The organism is Methylobacterium sp. WL6, from assembly GCF_008040095.1.
GTDB lineage: Bacteria > Pseudomonadota > Alphaproteobacteria > Rhizobiales > Beijerinckiaceae > Methylobacterium.
On the sequence record NZ_VRVH01000062.1, the window covers coordinates 1 to 21,510 of the forward strand.

General features: G+C 69.8%; 31 protein-coding genes and 1 pseudogene. 9 read left to right on the forward strand and 23 right to left on the reverse strand.

All coding sequences use genetic code 11. The features are described 5' to 3' along the window. Positions 1 to 19: 19 nt before the first annotated feature. The 4 genes from FV230_RS11095 to paoA all read right to left on the reverse strand — a co-directional run bounded on the left by FV230_RS11095 (position 20) and on the right by paoA (position 4,974). Entirely contained in the window at positions 20 to 1,027 is a 1,008-nt protein-coding gene (locus FV230_RS11095; protein WP_147842426.1) for an FAD-binding domain-containing protein, read from the reverse strand. A gap of 125 nt (positions 1,028 to 1,152) precedes the next feature. Further along, entirely contained in the window at positions 1,153 to 3,372 is a 2,220-nt protein-coding gene (gene paoC, locus FV230_RS11100) for an aldehyde oxidoreductase molybdenum-binding subunit PaoC (protein ID WP_147842427.1), read from the reverse strand. Positions 3,373 to 3,376: 4 nt separating this feature from the next. Further along, on the reverse strand, positions 3,377 to 4,327 hold the full coding sequence (locus tag FV230_RS11105) for a xanthine dehydrogenase family protein subunit M (protein WP_147842428.1): 951 nt from the start codon (positions 4,325 to 4,327) through the stop codon (positions 3,377 to 3,379). Further along, a complete protein-coding gene (gene paoA, locus FV230_RS11110) occupies positions 4,324 to 4,974 on the reverse strand; it encodes an aldehyde dehydrogenase iron-sulfur subunit PaoA (protein WP_147842429.1) in 651 nt (216 codons plus the stop codon). The genes FV230_RS11105 and paoA overlap by 4 nt, the downstream gene beginning before the upstream one ends. A 610-nt stretch (positions 4,975 to 5,584) precedes the next feature. Here paoA and FV230_RS11115 point away from each other — a divergent pair. Continuing rightward, positions 5,585 to 5,896 (forward strand): hypothetical protein, encoded by a 312-nt coding sequence (locus tag FV230_RS11115; RefSeq protein ID WP_147842430.1) that lies wholly within the window; start codon positions 5,585 to 5,587, stop codon positions 5,894 to 5,896. 18 nt (positions 5,897 to 5,914) lie between these two features. Here the strand turns inward: FV230_RS11115 and FV230_RS11120 are convergent, their stop codons facing one another. Then, a complete protein-coding gene (locus FV230_RS11120; protein WP_147842431.1) occupies positions 5,915 to 6,157 on the reverse strand; it encodes a hypothetical protein in 243 nt (80 codons plus the stop codon). Positions 6,158 to 6,515: 358 nt separating this feature from the next. Continuing rightward, the gene (locus tag FV230_RS11125) at positions 6,516 to 6,941 is read right to left on the reverse strand and encodes a helix-turn-helix transcriptional regulator (RefSeq protein WP_147842432.1); all 426 of its coding nucleotides are present in this window, start codon (positions 6,939 to 6,941) and stop codon (positions 6,516 to 6,518) included. 269 nt (positions 6,942 to 7,210) lie between these two features. On the opposite strand from FV230_RS11125, the gene FV230_RS11130 reads away from it, so the two are divergent. After that, complete coding sequence (locus FV230_RS11130; RefSeq protein ID WP_147841329.1) at positions 7,211 to 7,405, forward strand: hypothetical protein; 195 nt, start codon at positions 7,211 to 7,213, stop codon at positions 7,403 to 7,405. A 104-nt stretch (positions 7,406 to 7,509) separates the two neighbouring features. Here FV230_RS11130 and FV230_RS11135 read toward each other — a convergent pair whose 3' ends face one another. From FV230_RS11135 to FV230_RS11160, 7 genes are all read right to left on the reverse strand, one after another. After that, positions 7,510 to 7,734, reverse strand: a complete 225-nt coding sequence (locus FV230_RS11135) for a hypothetical protein (protein WP_147842433.1) — start codon at positions 7,732 to 7,734, stop codon at positions 7,510 to 7,512. Next, positions 7,731 to 8,102: a hypothetical protein gene (locus tag FV230_RS11140; protein ID WP_147842434.1), complete on the reverse strand. Its 372-nt coding sequence runs from the start codon at positions 8,100 to 8,102 to the stop codon at positions 7,731 to 7,733. The genes FV230_RS11135 and FV230_RS11140 overlap by 4 nt, the downstream gene beginning before the upstream one ends. A gap of 285 nt (positions 8,103 to 8,387) precedes the next feature. Then, the gene (locus tag FV230_RS11145; RefSeq protein WP_147842435.1) at positions 8,388 to 8,729 is read right to left on the reverse strand and encodes a hypothetical protein; all 342 of its coding nucleotides are present in this window, start codon (positions 8,727 to 8,729) and stop codon (positions 8,388 to 8,390) included. 81 nt (positions 8,730 to 8,810) lie between these two features. After that, on the reverse strand, positions 8,811 to 9,098 hold the full coding sequence (locus FV230_RS11150) for a hypothetical protein (RefSeq protein WP_147842436.1): 288 nt from the start codon (positions 9,096 to 9,098) through the stop codon (positions 8,811 to 8,813). Between the two features lie 143 nt (positions 9,099 to 9,241). Further along, positions 9,242 to 9,379 carry a hypothetical protein gene (locus FV230_RS29580; protein ID WP_187275473.1) on the reverse strand — a complete coding sequence of 46 codons (138 nt, stop codon included), beginning with the start codon at positions 9,377 to 9,379 and terminating at the stop codon, positions 9,242 to 9,244. A gap of 292 nt (positions 9,380 to 9,671) precedes the next feature. Then, positions 9,672 to 10,418, reverse strand: coding sequence for a Crp/Fnr family transcriptional regulator (locus FV230_RS11155; RefSeq protein WP_147842437.1), 747 nt, complete (start codon positions 10,416 to 10,418; stop codon positions 9,672 to 9,674). Beyond that, a complete protein-coding gene (locus FV230_RS11160; protein WP_147842438.1) occupies positions 10,415 to 10,654 on the reverse strand; it encodes a hypothetical protein in 240 nt (79 codons plus the stop codon). The genes FV230_RS11155 and FV230_RS11160 overlap by 4 nt, the downstream gene beginning before the upstream one ends. A gap of 150 nt (positions 10,655 to 10,804) precedes the next feature. Here FV230_RS11160 and FV230_RS11165 point away from each other — a divergent pair. Next, a pseudogene (locus tag FV230_RS11165) lies at positions 10,805 to 11,095 on the forward strand (chemotaxis protein CheB); the annotation flags it as partial. Positions 11,096 to 11,169: 74 nt separating this feature from the next. Here the strand turns inward: FV230_RS11165 and FV230_RS11170 are convergent. Continuing rightward, positions 11,170 to 11,418: a hypothetical protein gene (locus FV230_RS11170; protein ID WP_147842439.1), complete on the reverse strand. Its 249-nt coding sequence runs from the start codon at positions 11,416 to 11,418 to the stop codon at positions 11,170 to 11,172. Between the two features lie 113 nt (positions 11,419 to 11,531). Between FV230_RS11170 and FV230_RS11175 the strand changes: the two genes are divergently transcribed. Next, on the forward strand, positions 11,532 to 12,008 hold the full coding sequence (locus tag FV230_RS11175; RefSeq protein WP_246694826.1) for a heme utilization protein: 477 nt from the start codon (positions 11,532 to 11,534) through the stop codon (positions 12,006 to 12,008). 75 nt (positions 12,009 to 12,083) lie between these two features. Here the strand turns inward: FV230_RS11175 and FV230_RS31225 are convergent, their stop codons facing one another. From FV230_RS31225 to FV230_RS11195, 5 genes are all read right to left on the reverse strand, one after another. Beyond that, positions 12,084 to 12,206: a hypothetical protein gene (locus FV230_RS31225; RefSeq protein WP_281408277.1), complete on the reverse strand. Its 123-nt coding sequence runs from the start codon at positions 12,204 to 12,206 to the stop codon at positions 12,084 to 12,086. 271 nt (positions 12,207 to 12,477) lie between these two features. Further along, positions 12,478 to 12,666, reverse strand: a complete 189-nt coding sequence (locus FV230_RS11180; protein WP_147842440.1) for a hypothetical protein — start codon at positions 12,664 to 12,666, stop codon at positions 12,478 to 12,480. Between the two features lie 367 nt (positions 12,667 to 13,033). Beyond that, positions 13,034 to 13,333 carry a hypothetical protein gene (locus FV230_RS11185; RefSeq protein WP_147842441.1) on the reverse strand — a complete coding sequence of 100 codons (300 nt, stop codon included), beginning with the start codon at positions 13,331 to 13,333 and terminating at the stop codon, positions 13,034 to 13,036. Positions 13,334 to 13,366: 33 nt separating this feature from the next. Further along, positions 13,367 to 13,711, reverse strand: a complete 345-nt coding sequence (locus FV230_RS11190; RefSeq protein ID WP_147842442.1) for a hypothetical protein — start codon at positions 13,709 to 13,711, stop codon at positions 13,367 to 13,369. Positions 13,712 to 13,798: 87 nt separating this feature from the next. Beyond that, complete coding sequence (locus FV230_RS11195) at positions 13,799 to 14,230, reverse strand: hypothetical protein (protein ID WP_147842443.1); 432 nt, start codon at positions 14,228 to 14,230, stop codon at positions 13,799 to 13,801. A gap of 278 nt (positions 14,231 to 14,508) precedes the next feature. On the opposite strand from FV230_RS11195, the gene FV230_RS11200 reads away from it, so the two are divergent. From FV230_RS11200 to FV230_RS11210, 3 genes are read left to right on the forward strand one after another with little or no spacing between them, the layout of a single operon-like run. Then, positions 14,509 to 15,261: an NUDIX domain-containing protein gene (locus FV230_RS11200; RefSeq protein ID WP_147842444.1), complete on the forward strand. Its 753-nt coding sequence runs from the start codon at positions 14,509 to 14,511 to the stop codon at positions 15,259 to 15,261. A gap of 31 nt (positions 15,262 to 15,292) precedes the next feature. After that, complete coding sequence (locus FV230_RS11205) at positions 15,293 to 16,282, forward strand: SPFH domain-containing protein (RefSeq protein ID WP_147842445.1); 990 nt, start codon at positions 15,293 to 15,295, stop codon at positions 16,280 to 16,282. Between the two features lie 10 nt (positions 16,283 to 16,292). Beyond that, complete coding sequence (locus tag FV230_RS11210) at positions 16,293 to 17,186, forward strand: NAD(+)/NADH kinase (RefSeq protein WP_147842446.1); 894 nt, start codon at positions 16,293 to 16,295, stop codon at positions 17,184 to 17,186. 12 nt (positions 17,187 to 17,198) lie between these two features. On the opposite strand, the gene FV230_RS11215 is transcribed toward FV230_RS11210, so the two are convergent. Beyond that, positions 17,199 to 17,642: a PACE efflux transporter gene (locus FV230_RS11215; protein WP_147842447.1), complete on the reverse strand. Its 444-nt coding sequence runs from the start codon at positions 17,640 to 17,642 to the stop codon at positions 17,199 to 17,201. A gap of 89 nt (positions 17,643 to 17,731) precedes the next feature. Between FV230_RS11215 and FV230_RS11220 the strand changes: the two genes are divergently transcribed. After that, positions 17,732 to 18,640, forward strand: coding sequence for a LysR family transcriptional regulator (locus tag FV230_RS11220; protein ID WP_147842448.1), 909 nt, complete (start codon positions 17,732 to 17,734; stop codon positions 18,638 to 18,640). A gap of 35 nt (positions 18,641 to 18,675) precedes the next feature. On the opposite strand, the gene FV230_RS11225 is transcribed toward FV230_RS11220, so the two are convergent. Both FV230_RS11225 and FV230_RS11230 read right to left on the reverse strand, forming a co-directional pair. Further along, on the reverse strand, positions 18,676 to 19,320 hold the full coding sequence (locus FV230_RS11225) for a hypothetical protein (RefSeq protein WP_147842449.1): 645 nt from the start codon (positions 19,318 to 19,320) through the stop codon (positions 18,676 to 18,678). Between the two features lie 45 nt (positions 19,321 to 19,365). After that, positions 19,366 to 19,950 carry a hypothetical protein gene (locus FV230_RS11230; RefSeq protein WP_147842451.1) on the reverse strand — a complete coding sequence of 195 codons (585 nt, stop codon included), beginning with the start codon at positions 19,948 to 19,950 and terminating at the stop codon, positions 19,366 to 19,368. A 148-nt stretch (positions 19,951 to 20,098) separates the two neighbouring features. On the opposite strand from FV230_RS11230, the gene FV230_RS11235 reads away from it, so the two are divergent. Further along, on the forward strand, positions 20,099 to 21,082 hold the full coding sequence (locus FV230_RS11235) for a hypothetical protein (RefSeq protein WP_147842452.1): 984 nt from the start codon (positions 20,099 to 20,101) through the stop codon (positions 21,080 to 21,082). A gap of 21 nt (positions 21,083 to 21,103) precedes the next feature. On the opposite strand, the gene FV230_RS11240 is transcribed toward FV230_RS11235, so the two are convergent. Continuing rightward, positions 21,104 to 21,510 (reverse strand): glycosyltransferase (locus FV230_RS11240; RefSeq protein ID WP_147842450.1); only part of this gene is annotated, 407 nt, incomplete at its 5' end.

Genomic DNA, 21,510 nt, shown 5'->3' on the forward strand with positions numbered 1-21,510 from the left:
GCCATGTTCCATCTGATCTTCAGCCTGCCCTGCCTGTACGTCGTGACCCGGGCGCCCAGGCCGTGACGACGGGTAGCCCGGCCGACCAGCCGGCGTCGGCCGGTGCCGCCTCGCAGCCGAAATGAGCGGCCGCCCGGTCCAGCGCATCCTGCATCGCGGCGTGATCCGCCGACCGGACGCGCTCGGACGCCCCCTCGGCATGAGCGAGCATGCCACCGATCCGCACGATGCGCGCCTCCCCGAGCGGAAGGCTCTCCGGGTGCAGGTCGTCGAGATGCAGCAGCAGCGCGACGTCGCCGGTCGGCGGCATGGCGGCAGCCGGCAGAGGGACCTCGCGCGGTGGCATCGCCTCGTCGAGGGCGTCCGGGTACTCGTCGAGCCCTTCGGGATCGAAGCGGTTCTCGGTGTAGCGCCGGATGTTCTCGGCGCGCGCGACGTAGTGCTTGCCCCGGGTGTGCAGCCCCGCCACCCAGCGCCAGGACAGCGTGTTGCTCGCCGGATCGCCGTCGACGAGATGGCGCACGAAGAAATCTGCACCCAGCGCCCAGGGCAGGCGCAGGGTGAAGATCCAGATCGAGGCGAACCACATCCGGGCGTGATTGTGCAGCCAGCCGGTCTCGACGAGGTCCCGCGCCCAGTCGTCGAAACCGTCGATGCCGGTCCGGCCCGCGATCGCGGCCTCGTAGGTCCGGCGCAGGCCGGGCTCCGCGGCGAGCCGCGCCCGATCCGCCGTGGCCAGCGCGAGGGCGTCGGTCCAGGCGGTCGGGTGGGTCTCGAGATGGCCCTTGAAGTAGGTCCGCCAGAAGACCTCGGAGACGAACTTTCCGGCGCCGCCGTCGCCGAACGCGGCCTGGGCGGCGGCCACCACCTCGGCTTCCGTGATCAGGCGGCGCCGAAGGTAGGGCGAGAGCGCCGACGTGGTCGGCCGCCCGTCCGGTCCGCGGTCGGTGTTGCGGGCACCGGCATAGTCGACGGCGGCGTCCGCGAGGAAGGCCGACAGGCGGTCGAGCCCGGCGGCACGGGTCATGGGAAAGCTGCGATCCATGCCGTCGAGCTAGCGCGGCGGCGTGCCGGCTTGGATGCGACCGATTTCCCGAACCCCGGCGGAGGCCGCCGGGGCGTATCCAGTGTCGAGCATGGCGCGATCGCGCGTCAGGCCGCCTCGGGCATGCGGTCGAGGAACTTGTCCAGGGTGAGCGGATAGTCCCGCACGCGGATGCCGGTGGCGTTGTAGACGGCATTCGCCACCGCGGCGCCCACGCCGCAGATCCCGAGCTCGCCGACGCCCTTGGCCTTCATCGGCGAGGACATCGGATCGACCTCGTCGAGGAAGATCACCTCCTGATGCGGGATGTCGGCGTGGACCGGCACCTCGTAGCCGGCGAGGTCGTGGTTGGCGAAGAAGCCGCGCTTGGTGTCGACCGCCAGTTCCTCCATCAGCGCCGAGCCGGTGCCCATCGTCATGCCGCCGATGACCTGGCTGCGGGCCGATTTCGGGTTGAGGATGCGCCCCGCCGCGCACACCGCGAGCATGCGCCGGACCCGGATCTCCGCCGTGTCGGCATCGACCCCGACCTCGACGAAATGGGCGCCGAAGGTCGATTGCTGCTGCTTCTTAGAGAGGTCGCCGAACTCGATGGTATCCTCGGCCGTCAGCTCGCCCCGGCTCGCGGCCTCGCCGAGCGGAACCGCACGGTTGCCGGCCCGCACCTGCCCGTCGGCGAAGACCGCGTCGTCGGAGTTGATGCCGAGACGCTGCGCCACCGCCTCACGAAGCTTGACGCACGCCGCGTAGACGCCGGCCGTCGACGAGTTTCCGCCGAACTGGCCGCCCGATCCCGACGAGACCGGGAAGGCGGAATCGCCGAGCCTGACCGCCACCTTGTCGAGGGTCACGCCCATCATCTCGGCGGCGGTCTGCGCGATGATGGTGTAGCTGCCGGTGCCGATGTCGGTCATGTCGGTCTCGACCGTGACGGTGCCGGCTCCGTCCAGCCTGACCCGCGCGCCCGACTTCAGGACCATGTTGTTGCGGAACGCCGCGGCCATGCCGACGCCGACGAGCCACTGCCCGTCCCGCACCTGGCCCGGCCGTGCATTGCGCTTGGACCAGCCGAAGGTTTCGGCCCCCAGCTTGAGGCAGCCGACGAGGTCGCGGTGGGAGAACGGGCGCTTCGGGTCCTGCGGGTCGACCTGGGTGTCGTTGCGGATGCGGAATTCCACAGGGTCGATCCCGAGCTTCTCCGCCATCTCGTCCATGGCGACCTCCAGGACCATCAGGCCGGGCGCCTCGCCCGGCGCCCGCATGGCGTTGCCCTCTGGCAGGTCGAGATGAGCGAGCTTCATCGCGGTGAGCCGATTGGCACCGGCGTAGAGCAGCTTGGTCTGGCTCACCGCCGTCTCGGGATCGCCGTCGGGCAGGTTGCCCGACGTGCTCTCGTGGGCGATGGCGGTGATCGTGCCGTCCTTGGTCGCGCCGATGCGCACGCGCTGGATCGTGGCCGGGCGATGCGTGGTGTTGTTGGCGATGAGCGGGCGCGTCAGCGCCACCTTCACCGGGCGCTGGAACGCCTTGGCGGCGAGGGCTGCGAGCACCGCGTCGGCCCGCACGAACAGCTTGCCGCCGAAGCCGCCGCCGACGAAGGGTGAATCGAGGCGGACGTTCTCCTTCGACACGCCGAGGATCTTGGCGAGACTGCCATGGCCCCAGCCGATCATCTGGTTCGAGGTCCAGAGCGTGACCTTGTCGCCGTCCCAGGCGGCGATGGTCGCGTGCGGCTCCATCATCGCGTGGCTCTCGTCGGCGGTGGTGTAGCGCTCGTCGAGCGTCACCGGCGCCTGCGCGAACGCCCCCTCGAAATCGCCGACGCGTTCCTCGCCGTCGCCGCCGCTGCCCTCGCTGCTGTCGCCGGGCACGGGCGGCGCGCCCTTCGCCTCGGCCGCGAGATCGAACTTGCCGGCCTCGGGCGCGTAGTCGACCGTCACGAGAAACGCCGCGGCGCGGGCCTGCTCGAACGTCTCGGCGACGACGACCGCGACGGCCTGGTGGTAGTGCTGGATCTCGTCGCCGCCGAACAGGTAGGCGGCGTTCATCATGCCCCGCTCCAGCCGAGGATGCTCCAGGGTCGTCACGACGCCCACGACCCCGGGCGCCGCCTTGGCGGCCGCCGTGTCGATGGCGCGGATGCGGCCCTTGGCGATGCTGGACCCGAGCACGTAGCCGTAGGCCTGGTTCGGCACGACGTCGTGGCGCTCGTAGGCGTAGGGCGCGGTGCCGGTGGTCTTGTACTTGCCATCGATGCGGTCGGTCGGCTTTCCGACGACCTTGAGCTGGTCGATCGGGTTTTGGCCGGCGGGCTGGTCGAACTTCATGGCTTCAGGCCCTTGCTTGGTTGAGCGCCGCGGACAGGGTCCGCTCGGCGAGCGTCAGCTTGTAGGCGTTCGCGTGCGTCGGCGCGGCGCCGGCGAAGACCTGCTCGGTCACCGCCTTGGCGCCCCGCGGCAGGTCGGCCTCGGCCGCCTCCACCCGCCAGGGTTTCGGCGCCACCCCGCCGAAGGCGACGCGGCCGGACCCGTCCCTGCCCAGGATCGCCGCCACCGAAACCAGCGCGTAGGCGTACGACGCCCGGTCGCGGACCTTGCGGTAGAGGTGCGTGCCCGCCACCGGCTTCGGCAGCGTCACCGCCGTGATCAGCGCGCCGGGCGCGAGCGTGGTGTCGCGCTCGGGCGCGTCGCCCGGCAGGCGGTGGAACGCGGCGATCGGGATCGCGCGCTCCCGGCCCTCGCCGTCGACGGTCTCGACGGTGGCGTCGAGCACGCGCATCGCCACCGCCATGTCGCCGGGATGGGTGGCGATGCAGGCGTCGCTTCCGCCGATCACCGCCAGCTGCCGGCTGACCCCGTCGAGCGCCGAGCAGCCGGAGCCCGGCCGGCGCTTGTTGCAGGCCTGGGCGGTGTCGTAGAAGTACGGGCAGCGGGTGCGCTGCAGCAGGTTGCCGGCGGTGGTCGCCTTGTTGCGCAGCTGCCCCGAGGCGCCGGCCAGCAGCGCGCGCGACAGCACGCCGTAATCCTTCCGGACACGGGCGTCGGCGGCGAGGTCGGTGTTGCGCACCAGCGCGCCGATGCGCAGGCCGCCCTCCGGCGTGGCCTCGATCCGGTCGAGCCCGAGCCCGTTGACGTCGACGAGGTGGGTCGGGGTCTCGATCTGCAGCTTCATCAGGTCGAGCAGGTTGGTGCCGCCGGCGATGAACTTGGCGTTGGGCGTGCGCGCCACGGCGGCGGCGGCCTCGGCCGGCGTGCTCGGGCGCTCGTAGGTGAACGACTTCACGCGGGCCTCCGGCCGGTCTCGAGGCCGGCGACCTCGCTCATCGCCTCGACGATGTTGGAATAGGCGCCGCAGCGGCACAGGTTGCCGCTCATGCGCTCGCGGATCTCGGCCTCGGTGACCCGGGTCGGCGCGGTGAGGTCGGCGGTGGCGTGGCTGGGGATGCCGGCCCGGATCTCGTCGAGCACGGCCACGCCCGAGCAGATCTGGCCGGGCGTGCAGTAGCCGCACTGGTAGCCGTCGTGGCGGACGAAGGCGGCCTGCATCGGGTGCAGGTCGTCGGGCTGGCCCAGCCCCTCGATGGTGGTGATCTCGGCGCCCTGGTGCATCACGGCGAGCGTCAGGCAGGCGTTGATGCGCCGCCCGTCGACGATCATCGTGCAGGCGCCGCACTGGCCGTGGTCGCAGCCCTTCTTGGAGCCGGTCAGGTGCAGGTGCTCGCGCGCCGCATCGAGCAGGCTGGTGCGGGTGTCGAGCTCGAGCTCGCGCCGCTGGCCGTTGATCGTGAACCACACCCGCGCCAGGACAGGGCGGTCGCCGGACGCAGCGTCGGCGCGGGCGCCCGCGGGAAGGGTGGAAAGGGCCGCGGCGGCGGTCGCGCTGGCGACCACGTCTCGTCGGCTCATGTCGAATTCTCCAGGCGGTGCCATCATAATCTCCGAACCTGTTGCGGGGGGCGACGACGCGCCCGAAGGCCGTCTGTCGGAAGCGGAATGCCCAGGGCAACTCCGGCAGGCTGGATAAGCTCCAAAGTGCCACCGGCTTCGGTCCGGTGCTCGGCACGGACATTTCGCCCCGGCATCCCGCGTCGGGATCGCCTCGCCTGCCGCATCCGGGGTGTTGGCGGCTCCCGAGGACGTGGCACCGACCCCGGTCGCCTGGTTCGGTCCGTCGCGCGTTTGCGCCTTGCCGGTTGGTCGCACCCTTCCGGGTGCCAACGCCTCGGAATCTCGAAAACCCTGCCTCCGCCGCCCTGATGGTCGCGGGATCGGCGGTGACGAGGAATCCCCGACATCGCTCTGCGAGGCGAAGGGCCGTGATGCCGCGCACATGGGATGATGATGCACGCGCGCGCCACCTCTCGGGTGACCCTGCGAAGGCCGTGCGTTCGTCCGCGATGATGCATCGGGGATAGCGCGGCTGGCCGGGCACCGTCTCGATGTCGTCCTCGGCACCTTAGGCGATGCGGATCGACGACCTCCCGCCCGGTCGACGCCCGAGCCGACGTCGTGTGGTGGGTTCGCTTCCGGCGTGGCCTCGGTGCGCGAGCTGAAGGTCGGCGCGACGATCGGCGATTTCGTCGTCGATCAGACTGCCGCTGCAGAAGATCCGATCGCCCAAGGCTCGATGATTCGGTCTCGCTCATCGTGCGGCCTCCGTCACGAGGAGACAGGCTGCGCACGACAGGGTGGTTCAGGTCGAAATCGAGACGCCGTCCGTGCGGCGTTCGGGGATGTCGCGATGCGCGTCACGGTCATCGGCGGCGCGCCTCGGCTCACCGATCCGCGATCGCGATCCGCCGGCGACCGTATCAGCTGCGCCGGCGGGCGGGCCGCCGAACGCAGATCGTGACACCACGGGAGCGCGGACTCAGCGAGCGGGCACGGCCTCGGCGACCACCTCGACGACGCGGCGCGGCGCGACCGGCTTCGTGGCGGCCACGGGCTGAGGCGTCGTGGTCATATCGCTGACGGAACGCGTCTGCTGAGACGTCCGGGCCTGCTCGCGGTAGAGCGGCGGGGTGAGGTTCAAGGATTCATCGGCGATCGCCGCGCCGGCGGAGACGGATGCCGAGGCGAACGCGATGAGGGCGAGGGCGTGGGTGAAGCGCATGACGGATCTCCGGTTGGGTCGCTTGCAGAGCCGACCGAGAGATTGAACCACAGAATTTGTGCGTTGCGACATGGGCATTTTGCAACGCAACATAATGCGAGCAAAGGCCAGTTCTTCTTTTATAATTCCGCCCCCGGACGCACTCATCTGTCCATCGCAACACTTCGCCATGCAATCGGCGCATACGGCATTAAATCGGTATCACGGCGTCAAATTATCTTTTCGACGCCCGAAAAAACAATTTTACCAATAATGTCGCGATACGCTCAGTCGCTCCCGAGCCCGCTCTTTCTCTTCAGGGCATCACAGGCGGCCTCGGTCGATGACTGACCTCGCGCGCGGCGAATCGGTCGCGCATTCAATCGCCGATCGCTGAATCCACCCTCTTCGAGAATTCGGCGTCGAGGGTTGCGGCGGATTTGACGATGGCAAGGACACCTTGGCGCGTCGCCTTGTCGGAGATGCCGGCAAACGTCCTGATCAGGTCCATCACCTCGGAATCCTGCAACAGCTGCTGAATCGACTCGCGGCCATCGCCGATCTCTGCCGGAGCGTCGAAGAAGGTCGAGACCGGGACGCCCAGGAAATCCGCGATCGCCTGAAGCCGGGCGGCACCGACACGGTTGCGTCCCTTCTCGTATTTCTGGACCTGCTGGAACGTGACCCCGAGAGCCTGCCCGAGCGCGGTCTGGCTCAGACCTTGAGCGGTCCGATACGCCGCGATGCGGCTTCCGATCGATCGGTCGCCGCTGGTCGCGAGCTTCGGCGCATGGATGGGGGTCATTCTGGCATTCGCTTTCAGGTTGGAGACGACTCGACCAGCGTCGCTGCTGATCCGAGCACATCCCAATACGCATTGCGCGCGATTGAGTTTCGCGGCTGCGATCAATCCTGGGTTGCAGAAATGTCATAGCTTGGCCTTGTGACGAACGGCCGAGCGGATCGCGTGCCGGCCCCGTGGAGGCCGTGCGCCATGCACGGTGCCGCGAGGTTCTGCCGCACCGACGAAGCGAGCGGTGCGGCGTTGCCCGCGGCGAACGTGAAGGAGCTGGCATGGCCGACAAGGCAGACGTGACGACGTACATCCTGAAGCAGGCGCTGGCGGCCAAGGTCGGCGACCACGTCGAGATCGCGGTTGAGGCTGAGGACGGGACGCGGTTCAAGATCCGCTCGTCGTCCGAGCAGCTCGACGCGCTGGTGGGCGACCTCGACGGCATCCTCGATGCCGACGACGCCGACGCTGCTTAAGGCTTCCCAAAAACGGTCCGCCTCCGCATCCGCGGGGGCGGACCCGTACCCCGTTCGACCGAGGCGTCCGGCGGCTCGACCGCCCCCGGGCCGGCCGCCACGGATCACGGTCTCAGGCCGGCCGCGCGAAGTTCCCGCTCGACGGCCTCGTAGACCAGAGCCATGCCGTCGTCTGTCGGCGCGGCCTGCTTACCGGACACCGTCGTCGGCTCGACGCGGTTCGCGACGGTCCGCGGCGGGTGCCGTGTCCGAAGCTCGGCGTACTCGACAGGGTGCTGCGGCCCTGCTCCGGAGAACAGCGACTTGAGCTTTTCCCACGCGCGCGTCATGCGGTCGCCGCCTGCCGCATCGGTCCGGCCGCACGGGACGCATGCATCCTTTCACGCCCGGCTCGCAACGACGATGTGCCTGCGATCTCCCGAAGGAATGCGGACACCGCGCCATCGGACAGCCACGCGTCGACGGGGCGGGACGTCGGTTTCTCCGGCGCCTGCCGGGCAGAGGCCACGTAGCTCCTCGCGATGAAGGTCGAGCGCGTCATGGTATGGGCCGGGTTGGTTCGCGGCGTCGCCGCCTTGAGGAACGGCTCGCTTCCCGGCACCCCGTCGAACGCGGCGATCTCGGTGTAGACCGGCCAGCATCCGAACCCGCCGCGGTCGTCGGCGAGATCGCAATCACCGTAGGCGATGTCGAGCACGCGGGTACCCACACCCGTGGTTGGCAAACGTAATGTCGGCTCAACTTCACATAGAGATGGCCAGAATAGCAACCCTCTCTCGCGGGTGAGATCTGCATGAGGCGACGACGCTCGGCACTGACGACAAGCTCAAGTCGACGTCTGCAGCGACAAGCCTGTCTCCGCGGCGGCGGCCGTCGGATCAGGCAAGGTCCGATCGACGGTCTTCGGCAAGTCCGGCTGCCTGCTCTGGCGCATCTCGAGTCAAGCACCCGCGCGATGCTGGACTTCCACCCGAAGGCAGCGTCACGCTGCGATGGCCGGGGACGTCATCGTCGCGGATTGACTCTCGGCTACCTTCCGGCTCGCGGCATCGATCGTCTTGCGAAGGATGACGATCGTGTCCTCGACCGCGGTCTGGGTCGACAGTTTCGCCCCTTCCGGGCCGGTCAACGTTCGCAGGGCGCGCACGAGCGAATGCTCGAAATGGTCCAGTGCCTCTTCGGCGCGGCTTCCCGACAGCTCTCCGAGCCGCACCAGGGCGGCCTGCAGGGCGACGCCGAGAAAGCCCTCGATCGCCCGCTTCTCGAAGGTGGCGCTACGGTCGACGGTCATGGTTCGATCTCCCGAAGCATCGTCCGTGATCACTGGATCACGGACGATGCTTCATCTTGTTGTGAGATGGCATTGTCTTCACGCGAGCCGGCATCCGTCTCGCTCGAAAATGCTCTAGGCAGCGCGCGCCGACGACCGGCGACCATGCGCCTGGTCCATGATCTCGGCGACGCGCTCGCCGACCGCCAGAGCGATGGCGTCCGAGCGTTCGCCTTCGGCGCGGGTGCGGCAGACCCCCGTGAGGACGTCGGTGACGCGCTGCTCCATCACGGCCAGCAAGGCGGCGGCCGCCTGCGGCTGCGCCCCCTGTACCACCGCCGCGAGGTCGTAATAGGCGTCCTCGACGAGACGGAGCGTGAGGCGCTCGACCGCCTGTTCCTCGGATTGCGCAAGACCAATCACGTCGGCACCCGTTCTCGTCGATCTACTGACGCAACTTTCGATTGTAATGGTTAACAAGTCGTGAACGTGCCGTCGGTTCGGTCGAGAGCGGCAGGACACCTTAAGCGGACGGCGTCGCGTCGGCGGAAGGCCGCAAGGTCGCCCTAAAAGCTCAGGAGCAGGCGGATCCGGTGAGGCGAACGGGTCCAGCGATCGTCGGGATCGCCGCGGCTGGCGACAGAGGCCACGGCGACCATCAGGGCGCAGGGCATGATCAGTGCGGCGATCAACGGCAGATACATGGACCGACCACAATCGTGAGTTGTCCTAGGTGTCCCGTGTGGTGGTGAACGCTTTGTTAAAGCCGCGGCGTCCCGCCGTCTTTTGCTTGCCGAACCCTGCATCGTGGCCGACGATGCTTCGCCTTTCACATCGTCTGCGTGCCGTCTTCAGTCTCAGCTTGCCGCCCCCCGTGACGGCATTGCCGGCATCGTCGTGCGCCATCCTCTCGGGCCAGGTCTCGGACGCGCCTCTCCGACGTGCGACGGCGACCGCTCCGGCCTGCCGGCGTCCGACCGATCAGATGATGTGCAGTCAGACGATGTGAAGGTAGGCGGGATCGAACTCGGCGACCGTCTCGAGGCCGTCCCAGTCGTGGATGATCAGCTCGCGACGGTGAAGCGTCACGAAGCCGAGCTTCCTGAGTTCCTGCAGCGAGCGGTTCGCGTGCACGGAAGACAGGCCCAAAGCGTCGGCGAGTTCGGCCTGGGTCAGCGGCAGCACGTACCGGAAGTCGTCCGCCACGCCGACCGTCCTGAGCCGGATGTACATCTCGCAGAACAGGTGCGCCATCCGGCCGACCGCCTGGCGCCGCCCGAGGCTGATCACCCGCTCGCGGCAGCGCGTGGCATCGATCAGCGTATCGCGCCACAGGGCCATCGCGAGGGAGGTGTTCCGCTCGATCAGCGCGCGCATGTCGCTGTGCGCGACGAAGGCGACCGTGGTCTGGGCGATCGCCACGAGCCCCTGGTCCATCACGTGCAGGTGCAGGCTCTCGATGTCCGGGATGTCGCCGGGCACGTAGAAGGCGAAGATCTGGCGCTGTCCGTTGGCGAGGCTGCGGCAGCGATACGCCCATCCGTCCATCACCAGGCAGCACTGCTTGGGCACGTCGCCTTCGTGGACGATGCTGGTGCGTCCGCCGAAGGTTCGCACCGTGAACGACAGGTTCTCGATGTCGGCGCGATCCCGAGCCGAGATCTGCGCCGTGCTCTTCAGCTTGCGGATCAGCCATGACGCTGGGGCGACCGATGGGAGGCCCGGGTCGGGGGCGTCGCTCACCGATCGACCAACCAGAGGCCGGTCAGGCTCAACGTCGTCGTGAACACCGGATGCCGGTCCGCATCCCTGGCGATCACGGTGAAGGTGTGCCGGTCGCCGTTCCCGGTCTCGAACCGTGCGATCTCGGGAAGGATCTGCATGGCGGCACTTCGAACCGCGTCGAGGTCGGCGCATTCGGTTCCGGTCTCGTCGATCCGAAGGTCGCCGTCCGCGATGTCGAAAAAGTAGCGTGGCAACGTCGTCTCCGATGGACGGGAGGCAGGCACCCCGATCGGCAAGCCATGGCTGGCGATCGGGGCGCCTACGAGCCGCATAGCGAAGGCGACGCGCTTTCACTCCATCATAAGTTAAATCGCGCAATGCTGGGTTGATGCAGGCTCGACGCGATGGGCTCGGTCGGCATCATCGCCGCCTCGACGGGCGGTCTCGCTCCGCTTCGGCAAGTCGTCGGCGCACGCCCGGTCCCGAGTACTGAATTCGGCTCGACCGCGGACCCGTTGTTCATCGCGGCAGCCGAAAGCCACGGCGAGCACGCCGTCGGCATCGTGCTCCGCGGCTACGCCGGCGACGGCGCTGAAGGCCTCCCGATCATCGAGGAGCACGGCGGCGCGGCCCTCGCTCAGAGACCCGAGGACGACGCGCAGCCCTCGATCCCCTGGGCGCCGATCCTCGCCGACCCTCCCGATGCCTGCCCGTCGGTCGAGGCGATCACCGACCGGGCGTCCGCGCTTTGGCGCGGGCAGGTGGACGGCTACGCGGCCGACAGCCGCTTCGTGTTCTCGGCGACGTGCTCGCGGTATCGCGCGACGACGACTTCGGGCGAGCCGCCCATCATCAGGGTGCCCGCGGCCTCGATGCTCGCCTGGATCTTCTCGGCCACCATCGAGTGCATCTCGGCCATGCCCTCGCGGCCGCCCCAGGCTAGCCGCACGAGGCGCAGCTCGATCACCTTCTGGGATTCGAAGGCGAGCATCATCGACGAGAAGAAGGGATTGTACACGGCACACTCCACACCGCTGACAGGTGCGGCGGGGGATCAACCGGCCCAAGCGCCAAAAAGGTCCGCGGCCCTAACGCCATGGTTGCCGGCTCGTCGAGAGATGGCAAGCACGGATGACGAGCGTGGAAACCCTTCGGCCGGCTCCGCCGTATCCCTGGTTTCCGGCCTTCCCTCGGCCGCCCTCACGCGAAAAGCGGCTCATGTCTCGCATCTCCGTCACCGTTCTCGCCGGCTGCGTGCTCGCAGCCCTGCTCGTTCCGGCCGAAGCCGCGCGGAAGAAGGTCCGGGTCCCCGATCGGTTCGACGGCTCGTGGACCATCACGGCCGTGACCGAGGAAGGGCCGTGCCCGGCGAGCACGCGCTATCAGGTTCAGATCAAGGATAGCGACGCTTCGATCCCAGGCGACGAGATCGACGTCGACGGCGGCGTCTCGCAGGGCGGAACCGTGCAGGCCACGATCGTCAAGGGCGCGAACCGGGTGCCAATCGCGGGAACCCTCGACGCCGCGGGCAGCGGCAGCGGAACCTGGCGCACCACCGGCGGCATCGTCGGTTGCAGCGGACGGTGGAGCGCCAGGCGCTCCGGCTAGGTCGCTCGACGCTTCGGGCGTCAGAGCCGGATCGCGGTTGGCGATCGTGCCGCGGATCTCGCAATCCGGAACCGTTCAGCCGCGCTCCCAGGTCGCGTGCTCGTCGGAGCCCTCCGGGTAGGGGGCGGCGCCGATCGGCTCGCCACGATCACGGACGTAGCGGCCTTCCTGGCTCACGAAGACGGAGACCGTTGCCAAAACGACATCGTGCACCTCCGGGCGACGCCGACGATGCGGAAAGATCGTCCAGCACCGGCTCGTCTTCATCCTTGGGCTCCTCACCGGCGTCGACGTGCCAGCCCGAGGGGCGGGAAATCGACGAGGAAACCGAGTTCACGCCGATTCTGAACTTCGGTCGCCGACGGGATCGACCGCTCGGCGGATCCGCAGAAGCAGGAACGGAAGTAGATCGGACCTCACCGATCCTCGCGGCGCCACCGACGATGCGGCCGAGCCCGAAGGCGAGCCGTCAACCGAAGAACGATCCGACGGACGGCAGGGCGGTGCTGGCTTCGACTTTATGGGCGGCGACGCGAACGTGCGGAATGCGGGTGAGAGCGTCCCCGTACTGGGCGCGGATGTGCTCCGGGACGAGCGGCAATGCCTTCAGATCGGCGGAGGTGAGCCGGGCGGCGGCGCGGTGTTCGAGGTTCGACATGGCGGATCTCCGGTTCGGCGACACCGACGGTGTAGCTGTCAGCGCTTGCGTTGCACCATAGATGGGGCTCGCAGTGCTGCGGTGCAGCGAGAACGGCTGCCGCGCGGCGATCTGACCGTCCCGAACGAAGCCGATCTCAGAAGCTTTCCGTCGATCGCACGGCAGGCGCCGGAACGCATACCCGTCCACCATGACCCGCTCATGAAGCATCGGCTTCGCGAACCCGCAGACCCTTTCCACGCCGCGAGGCGGAGATTGGGTCGATTTCGGATTTGATTAAGGAACGGGAAGTCGACGCATGAAAATGGCCCTGCAGGCCAGATACTGCAGGGCCATCGGATCGAGGGTCTGGAATCGGTTTCGGGCTTCAGCAGTCGTTGCTGCCCGGCTTCACCACTTGGCCCTCGGCCGGTTTCTGCTCGCCGTCGGCGGGCTTGGTGCCGGCACCGACGTTGTTCAGGGCACCGACCGTTCCGGGGGTCTCAGCCTTGGCGCCGGGGGTCGTCTTCGCCGTCGAGGTCCCGTCGGCCATCGAGCTCTTGTCGGCCGAGGACGACGTGCCCTGGCTGTTGGTGGTCGTGCCCACCGCACAGGGGGCTGCGACGGACGCGCCGGCCGTGAGCATCAGGATGGCGGCAGCGCCAGAAAGGGTCGTGAACTTGGTCATGTTTCCTCCGGAGATATGCCGAGAGAAGCCGGCCTACGAACGATAGTTCCGGAACGGCCGCAGGAATCGGGCAAGACCTCTTGTCTCGTCCTGGTCCTCCGCTTCGCGAACGATCTCCGTCGCCGCATCGTCGGCGCGACCCCTGATCCCTCGATCGAGACCGTGCGCGCTGTCCAGGCCGTGCAGCGCCTGAAGCAGCATCGGCGGCAGGGCGATGCGATGCTCCTGCAGCAGGAGTGCTGCATCGTTCAGTGCCTTGACCTGCGCCTCCGGAATCGGGCGATTCATGATCTGCGCGTCGAGCACCGCATCGGACAAGATTCCGATCAGGCGCAGGACTTCGGACATCTGCGCGGAGTCTCCCTGTTCGCCCGCCATGATCCACATTCCACTCGAGGTCGACGCACGCCGGGTTCGGAGCCAAGCTCCGGAAGAGAATGCCGCGAAGCCCAGGACGCTGCGTCCTCAGTTCTGTCCCGTGCATTCCGCGTTGAACGGCCCGAGGACGATATCGCCCTGGTTCGGGTTGTTGACGGTGAAGGGCGCCGTGTCCTTCGTGCCGACGAAACCGGGGCCGAGATCCGGCTGGAAGAAGCCGTCGCCGAACTTCATGTAGCAACGGTCGAGGACCGCCTCGTATTCGAGGTGGATCTTCGCGGCTTCCCGCCCGCCCGCGACCGGCTGCCCGAGGCGGCCGAGCGGGGCGCAGTAGGCCGTCAGATCGACGTGCCCCGGCTGCGACAGCCGCACGGTGGCGAAACGCCCCGGCTTCACGACGAAGGCGGGCCCACCATCCTGGCTGGCGACCAGCACGGCGGCGGAGCGATTGTAGACCCGCCTCAGGCAGTCCGCCGAGGCGGTGCTCGTCCACCCCACCACGATGACGGTCGAAGCCATCAGGGTTCGGGCGCAGGCGGATCGGGTGGACATCATGACACGTCTCTCGGTGGTTCCGGGAGGCAAACGCCGAAGACGCTGCCGTTCAGCGTCATCAACGCGAAACCAGCGGTTGCGATCAAATTTTGCTTTCCGCAGCCGTACGCGACGCGTTGCACGCCGAAGCCGCCCTTGCCGCACGGGCAATTCGGCCGGCGAGGACGGCGCATCACCCCCCACGCTTGACATATATCTGTTATGGATATTAGTTAGATGCAGAACGGATATATGGTGCTGCCGTGAGCGAGACCGAATTCCTGGAGGCGTACGATCCCGCCGCGTTCGCGCGGCCGGCGCTCACCGTGGATCTCGTCCTGCTGGGGCTGAGCGAGGGCCGCCCGGCCGTGCTCCTGATCGAGCGCTCGCAGCACCCGCATGCCGGCCGGTGGGCGCTGCCCGGCAGCTTCGTCGCGATCGACGAGCCGCTCGACGCGGCGGCCGGGCGCATCCTGCGCGAGAAGGCCGGCTTCGGCGCGGACGAAGCCGCCCGGACGCATCTCGAGCAGCTCTACACCTTCGGCGCCGTCGACCGGGACCCGCGCATGCGCATCGTCTCGGTCGCCTACCTCGCCCTCCTGCCCGAGGCGCTGTTCACGCAGGTGCTGATGGGCGACGCCGGGTTGTCGGCAGCCCGGATGGCGGTGCCCGGGGAGAGCGAGGCGGGCCGCCCCGTCGCGGTCTTCGCCGCACGGGATCGGGCGGCGCGCACGGCTCTGCCGCTCGCCTTCGACCACGCCGACATTTTGGCTCTGGCGATCCTGCGGCTGCGGGGGAAGCTCGATTATTCCGACGTCGGCTTCGCGCTGCTGCCGGAAACCTTCACCCTGCGGCAGCTGCAGGACGTGCACGAGGCGATCCTCGGCACGACCCTGAACAAGCCGGCCTTCCGCCGCCGGATGCTCGATCGGGGCTGGCTCGTGCCGACGGGTGCCCGGGAGACCGGCACCTCGTTCCGTCCCGCCGAACTCTATCGCTACCGGAAGCCGCTCTGATCTGCGGCTCCGCCCCCACGAGGAGGGTCCCATGGCTACGATCCGCAACATCGGTCCGGTCGCGCAGCTGAAGAGCGAGGCGAGCAGCCACGTCATCCGCTACCGCAACGGCCGCATCCGGCAGAGCGGGCGCGGCCTCGTCTTCTGGTTCCGGCCGGAGACCGCGAGCATCAGCGAGGTGCCGATGGACGACCGCGAGATGACGCTGTTCGTGCGCGGCCGCAGCCGGGACTTCCAGACCATCGTGGTGCAGGGGACGATCGGCTGGCGCGTGGTCGACCCGGAACTGCTGGCGAGCCGGGTCGACTTCTCGCTCGGGCTGCGCACCGGCAGGCCTCAGGGCGAGCCGATCGAGCGCATCGAGGCGCGTCTCGGCGGCATCGCCGGCCAAGCGGTCCTGCAGGCGATCGGCGGGAACCCGGTCGGCGCCCTCCTCGATGCCGGCCCCGAGCCCCTGCGCGTCGCCATCCAATCGGTCCTGGAGGCGGCGCCGGCCCTGGCGGAGATCGGCATCGCGGTGGTCTCGGTGCGGCTCACCAACCTGGCGCCGTCGAGCGAGCTGGAGCGCGCGCTTCAGATGCCGACCTTCGAATCCCTTCAGCAGAAGGCGGACGCGGCGACCTTCGCGCGGCGCGCCCTCGCGGTGGAGAAGGAGCGGGCCATCGCGGAGAACGAGCTCGAGACGCGGACGGAACTGGCCCGGCGCGAGGCGCTGCTCATCGCGCGGGAGGCTGAGAACGCCCGCGACCGTGCCGCCGGCCTAGCCGAGTCGCAGGGGCTGGAAGCGGCGGCCGAGGCCGAGCGCATCCGCCTCGTGGAAGGCGCCCGGGCGGAGGCCGAGCAGCGCCGCGCCGCGATCTATCGCGATCTCCCGCCGGCCGTGCTGCTCGGGCTGGCGGCGCGCGAACTCGCGGGCAAGCTCGAGACGATCGAGCACGTCAACGTGACGCCCGACCTGCTGGCCGCCGCCTTGGGCGAGTTCCGCAGGCCGGTGCCGCCGCTCGCGGCCGCCTCGCGCTAGGCGTCGTGCCATGCCGGTGATCACCCCGCGGGCGGTGTTCGTCATCCGCGACACCGATTACGAGGCCCTGCTCGCCCGCCACGCCACCCGCGGGCAGGCCCGCTTCTTCCTGGAGAGCCGCGGCCAGAGCCTGGCCGAGGTCGAGGCGCGCCACCTCAGGTTCCACGCCGTGCTCGGGCAGGCGCGGGCGGCGGTGCCGGGGGACTGGCGGCAGGCTCTGACCCGGCGCGTCGACCTCGATCGCTTCCTGTTCGCCCCCGAGGACGTCGTCGTGACGGTGGGCCAGGACGGGCTCGTCGCCAACGTGGCGAAGTACCTGCGCGATCAGCCGGTGATCGGCGTCAACCCGGACCCGGACCTCTACGACGGCGCCTTGGCGCGGATCGCGGTCGGGCGCCTGCCCGCGCTGCTCCCGGCGAGCGTCACCGGGGCGGCCCCGGTGGAGCGCCGCACCATGGTTCAGGGCGTGCTCGACACCGGCGAGCGGCTGCTGGCGCTCAACGAGATCTTCGTCGGCCATCGCAGCCATCAATCGGCGCGCTACAGGATCGAGGCGGCGGGCATGGCCGAGGACCAATCGTCGAGCGGTCTCATCGTCGCCTCGGGGACCGGCCTGACCGGCTGGGCCCGCTCGATCGGGGAGGCGACGCACCTCACGGTCGGTATCGGGACCGAGGAGGCGGCGGTCGGCTACTGGGTGCGCGAGCCGTTCCCGAGCGTCGCCACCGGCACCGCCGTCCGGGCGGGCAAGCTGACAGGCAGGGCGCTGGCGGTGACCTCGCGGATGAACGAGGGCGGCGTGGTCTTCGCCGACGGGATCGAGCAGGATTTCATCGCCTTCGACTGGGGCCGGCGGGTCGAGCTCGGCCCGGCCGACCGCGCCCTGACCCTCGTGGTCGCGTAGCGTCGCCGCGGCTCAAGCCGAGGGCTCCGCCGCGGCGTCGGCCCAGCTCTGCAGCGGAAACGTCCGGTCGTAGGCCAGATTGAACAGGAAGGCGTAGGCCACGTAGAAGCCCGCGATCGCAAGATCCATCACCAGGGCCTCGACGAGGCCGATGCCGAGATACCAGGCGATCGGCGGCAGCAGGATCACGAGCAGCCCGGCCTCGAACAGCACGGCGTGCGCCACCCGCAGGGGGAGGCTCTTGCGCGTATGCCCGACCAGCCGCTGCATCGCGCGGTCGAAGCCGAGGTTGTAGGCGTAGTTCCACGCCATCGCGACCAGCGCGCTTCCGACGCCGATCACGCCCATGTCGGCGGCGTGCAGCCCGAACAGCAGGGTCCCGAGCGGGATGATGAGCGCGAGCCCGATCACCTCGAACAGGATGGCGTGGCGGATGCGGTCGCGGGTGGTTCGCATGGTCTGGCCCGAAAAAACCCCGTTGGTCGGCTGCGTTCTATCTGCGATATCCGGCCCGGCAAGTTGGTACGTATCTCGGAAACCGATGGATGGCGGTCTCGCTCGATCAGCTTCAGGCCTTCGTGGCGGCGGCCGAGGCCGGGTCCTTCTCCGGCGCCGCCCGCGTGCTGCGGAAGGCGCAGTCGGCGGTCAGCACGCAGGTGGCGAACCTCGAAACGGATCTCGGCCTGGCCTTGTTCAGCCGGGCGGGCCGGAACCCGGTGCTCACGCCGGCGGGGGAACGGCTGCTGCTGGAGGCGCGGGTGGTGCTCGACCGGCGGGAGCACCTGATCGGCGTCGCGAGCAGCCTCGAGCAGGGGGTGGAGAACCGGCTCGTGGTCGCCATCGACGAGCTCTATCCCGAGCACGCGCTCGGCGCGCTCTTCGCCGACTTCGCCCGGCACTTCCCATCGGTGGAACTGGAGCTGCTCTTCCCGCTGATGGAGGACGTCAGCCGCATGGTGCAGTCCGGCGCCGCCGACCTCGGGGTGATGTGGCGCCAGGAGGTCTTGCCGACGGAGCTCGGCTTCCAAACCATCGGCTGGGTCCCGCTCAAGCTCGTCTGCGGGCGCGATCACCCGCTGGCGAAGGCGCGGGTCGCTTGGGAGGAGCTGAAGCGCCACCGCCAGATCCTCGTCGCCGCGCGCGGCGACGGGCCGGAGAAGCGCCGCCTTCGCGTGGCCGCCGAGGTCTGGTGGGTCGAGAGCCACTGGGTGATCCTGGAGATGGTCAAGCACGGGATCGGCTGGGCCTTCGTCACCGACCACGTCATCGCCGCCTCGCAGACCGCGCCGGACCTCGTCACGCCGGACCTGCAGTTCGACAAGGGCGACTGGCCGATCGCCCTCGAGCTGGTCTGGCACAAGCAGCGGCCTTGCGGCCCCGCCGCGGCCTGGCTGCGCGAGCGCTTCGCCGCGGAGCGCGTCGGCAGCCTCGCAGGCGACGACCGGCCGCGCTGAGGCCGGCCGCGTTGAGGTAAGGGCGCGCGGCGCGGTCAGGACTCGGCCCACGCCGCCCGCACCGGTCCGACTGCGGTATCGGGCTTGGCATCGCCGATGAAGATCACCACCGGGCCGTGCTCGGCCCGCCGCGGATCGTAGAAGTCGAGGAGGTCGGGGTACCGGCGCTGGATGAAGTCCGGGCGCAGGCCCGCGCGGCGCAGCAGATGGTCGATCACGACCTGATCGCCGTGCACCCCGTTGGGGACCGGGCCGCACGAACCGGCCCGCATCCAGCGTTCGGGCTCGGCCGCGAACGCGGCGTGGAGGAAATCCAGCTCGCCCCCGTCCCAGCGCAGCAGGGCGCTGGAGAGCCGCCCCTCGTGGAAGTAATCCTCCATCGCGGCGAGCCCTGGCTCGGCCAACGCATCGCATGGCCCGGTGAGGACGGTGTCGAGGTCGCACAGCAGCGTCGGTCCCCGCGTCAGGCCGGGGCGGAACGCCTCCATCTTCGCCCACCAGGCCGGCCAATCGTGCCGTAGCGGAACCCGCTCGACGCCGGCGACGGCGAGCGGAAGGTCCGTGAGGCAGAGGATTCGCTCGAACGCCGGGGCGTGGCGGCGCACGCCGCGGGCGAGGCGCTCGACCCAGATCGCGTCGTAGCGGCCGCCGCCCTTCAGGACGGTGACGAGGGTGGTCATGCGCGGAACTCGATCATGTTGCGGGGACGGTCCCGGTAGGGCCGGTCATCCCGAAGAGTGAAGGCGGAGCTGGCCGGACGCCTCGGCTTCGGCGAACCAAGCACGCTCGGCCGCCCAGGGATGACCGGGCCAGCCGGCGAAGCCGAAGCCGTAGGCGTCGACCGGCCCGGACCACGAGGGCCGGCCGAGCAGGAGCGCCAGGGTCACGAGGAAGCCGGTGCTCGGGTTCGGCCGTCCCATGGTGCCGGCGCCGAGGCGCAGGCCACCCTCGCGGTGCAGGTCTTCCGGCAGGACGTGAACCGGCTTGCCGAGCGGAGCCAGCAGCGCCAGCGCCTCACGGGTCCAGCACACCTGCTCGGGTCGGTTGTGCTCCGCCGGAAGCATCGGGAACGGCAGGATGAAGGCCTCGGCCGCGCGAACCACCGGGCGGTCGAGGAAGCCCGGATCGGCCAGCCATTCCCGCATCTGGCCGCCGCGGTTGACCAGGGCGAGGTGGGTGACACGCGAGCCGGTGCGTCCGCGAAAGCCCGCCGCGTTGTTGAAGCGCACCACCGAGGGCGCCGCGTCGATCGCGGCGGCGGCCTCGATCCCCGGCGCGTTGCCGACGATGGCGAGCCGGGAACCCGAGATCCGGAGCGCACCGGTCCGGGGCGCATCGTGGGCGCGTGAGGGATCGACCGGTGCGTTCACATGCGGCTGGGGTTCGAGGAGCAGCGGAGGTATGGCGTCGGCCCCACGCGGCAAGGTGCGGCGGCGGAGCGGGAGGGTTGGACCGATGATGCGCCGATGCTTCGTCTGCGCCGCAGACATGCTGCAGCCGACCGAACGGCATCTCACGTATCCGGGCGGTCGCCGCCGCGATTTCCCGCTCGCCTGCGCCTCCTGCGGGCTCCTGCTGACGGCGGATGCCGATCCCGACCGCTGCCGTGCCGATCTCGCGGAACGCCTCGCCGCACCGGCCTTCGTTCCGGACCCGGACGGCGCCTACGGGCTCGACCTCTACACCCTACGCAGCGCTGCGACCGGAGCCGGTCTCGGAATTCGCGCGCGCGACGGGGACGGCCGTGCGGATCTGCGCCGGCCGCACGGCATCCGCGCCGCGCAGGCGGGCCTCTACGCCCTCGACGTGGGGGAAACGATGCCGGTCTCCCTCGGCCTGCTCTGTCGCCCTGCGGATCTCGAGCGCGTCCTGGCCGGCGTCGAGGCCCACGCAGCCTGGACCGACGACGTGGTCGTCCTGCTCGATGCGTCGGCCGGTCCGCCGCGCGCCATGGCCGCCGCCGGCTTCGCGCACGGTGCAGTGCGCGTGGCCGCGCGGCCGATGGACGGCGATTTCGGCGCGCAGCGCAACACCCTCCAGGACCTCGCCCGCCATCCCTGGATGCTGCAGCTCGACGCCGACGAAACCCTCGACGCCGCCGCGGGCCGCCGCCTCCCGGCGCTTGCGGGCCTGGCCGAGGCGGGCGATGTTCTCTCGGTCGGGCTGCCGCGCCGGAACCGCGTCGACGGCGTCCTCTCCGACGTCTACCCGGACGTCCAGTACCGGCTGAACCGCAGGAGCGTGCGCTATGGCGGCCGCGTGCACGAGCGGCCGGTGCTCGACGGCGGCTGGTCACGCAGCGTCATCGCGCTGCACGGGGCGATCGAGCATCATCTCGGCCGCGCGCACGTCCTGGCGCGCTCGCGGCGCTACGAGAGCCTCGCCCCCGGACGCGGGCGCCCGGAGGAAGAGGCGGCGCTGCTGCGGCCGTTTCGCGACTGAGCGCCCGGTTCGGGGCTCGGCTCAGCGCGCCGCCCGAGCGCGGCTCGCCGCGATGGCGCGCGCGTACAGATCGAGGGTCTCGCGGCCGAGGGCCGCCCGGTTGAAACGTCCGGCCGCCGCGAGCGCACGAGTTCGGTAGGCCAGGCGAAGGCCCGGGTCGGCGAGCAGCGGGCGGAGAGCGTCGGCGAGCGCCGGGCCGGTCGCGTCCCGTGCCAAGGGCCCCGCGCCGGGGTCGCCGACGAAGGCGCGGGCGCTGGCATCCAGCGCGCAGGCCACCACCGGGCGTCCATAGGCCAGGGCCTCCTGGTAGACGAGGCCGAAGCTCTCGTAGCGGGAGGGGGCGAGCACCGCATGGGCGGCGGCGTAGGCTTCGGCGAGCCCGTCGGCGGGAACCCGCCCGCGCGCGCGGATGCGGGCCCGCGCCGCGC

Coding starts and splice junctions, on each gene's coding strand:
- FV230_RS11125 (WP_147842432.1), bottom strand. CDS start 6,941: ATGACCCCCATCCATGCGCCGAAGCTCGCGACCAGCGGCGACCGATCG.
- FV230_RS11095 (WP_147842426.1), bottom strand. CDS start 1,027: ATGACCCGTGCCGCCGGGCTCGACCGCCTGTCGGCCTTCCTCGCGGAC.
- FV230_RS11225 (WP_147842449.1), bottom strand. CDS start 19,320: ATGACCACCCTCGTCACCGTCCTGAAGGGCGGCGGCCGCTACGACGCG.
- FV230_RS11135 (WP_147842433.1), bottom strand. CDS start 7,734: ATGACGCGCGCGTGGGAAAAGCTCAAGTCGCTGTTCTCCGGAGCAGGG.
- FV230_RS11175 (WP_246694826.1), top strand. CDS start 11,532: ATGACGAGCGTGGAAACCCTTCGGCCGGCTCCGCCGTATCCCTGGTTT.
- FV230_RS11235 (WP_147842452.1), top strand. CDS start 20,099: ATGCGCCGATGCTTCGTCTGCGCCGCAGACATGCTGCAGCCGACCGAA.
- FV230_RS11220 (WP_147842448.1), top strand. CDS start 17,732: ATGGCGGTCTCGCTCGATCAGCTTCAGGCCTTCGTGGCGGCGGCCGAG.
- paoA (WP_147842429.1), bottom strand. CDS start 4,974: ATGGCACCGCCTGGAGAATTCGACATGAGCCGACGAGACGTGGTCGCC.
- FV230_RS11180 (WP_147842440.1), bottom strand. CDS start 12,666: ATGTCGAACCTCGAACACCGCGCCGCCGCCCGGCTCACCTCCGCCGAT.
- FV230_RS29580 (WP_187275473.1), bottom strand. CDS start 9,379: ATGTATCTGCCGTTGATCGCCGCACTGATCATGCCCTGCGCCCTGATG.
- FV230_RS11130 (WP_147841329.1), top strand. CDS start 7,211: ATGGCCGACAAGGCAGACGTGACGACGTACATCCTGAAGCAGGCGCTG.
- FV230_RS11120 (WP_147842431.1), bottom strand. CDS start 6,157: ATGCGCTTCACCCACGCCCTCGCCCTCATCGCGTTCGCCTCGGCATCC.
- FV230_RS11190 (WP_147842442.1), bottom strand. CDS start 13,711: ATGGCGGGCGAACAGGGAGACTCCGCGCAGATGTCCGAAGTCCTGCGC.
- FV230_RS11210 (WP_147842446.1), top strand. CDS start 16,293: ATGCCGGTGATCACCCCGCGGGCGGTGTTCGTCATCCGCGACACCGAT.
- FV230_RS11185 (WP_147842441.1), bottom strand. CDS start 13,333: ATGACCAAGTTCACGACCCTTTCTGGCGCTGCCGCCATCCTGATGCTC.
- FV230_RS11195 (WP_147842443.1), bottom strand. CDS start 14,230: ATGGCTTCGACCGTCATCGTGGTGGGGTGGACGAGCACCGCCTCGGCG.
- FV230_RS11215 (WP_147842447.1), bottom strand. CDS start 17,642: ATGCGAACCACCCGCGACCGCATCCGCCACGCCATCCTGTTCGAGGTG.
- paoC (WP_147842427.1), bottom strand. CDS start 3,372: ATGAAGTTCGACCAGCCCGCCGGCCAAAACCCGATCGACCAGCTCAAG.
- FV230_RS11205 (WP_147842445.1), top strand. CDS start 15,293: ATGGCTACGATCCGCAACATCGGTCCGGTCGCGCAGCTGAAGAGCGAG.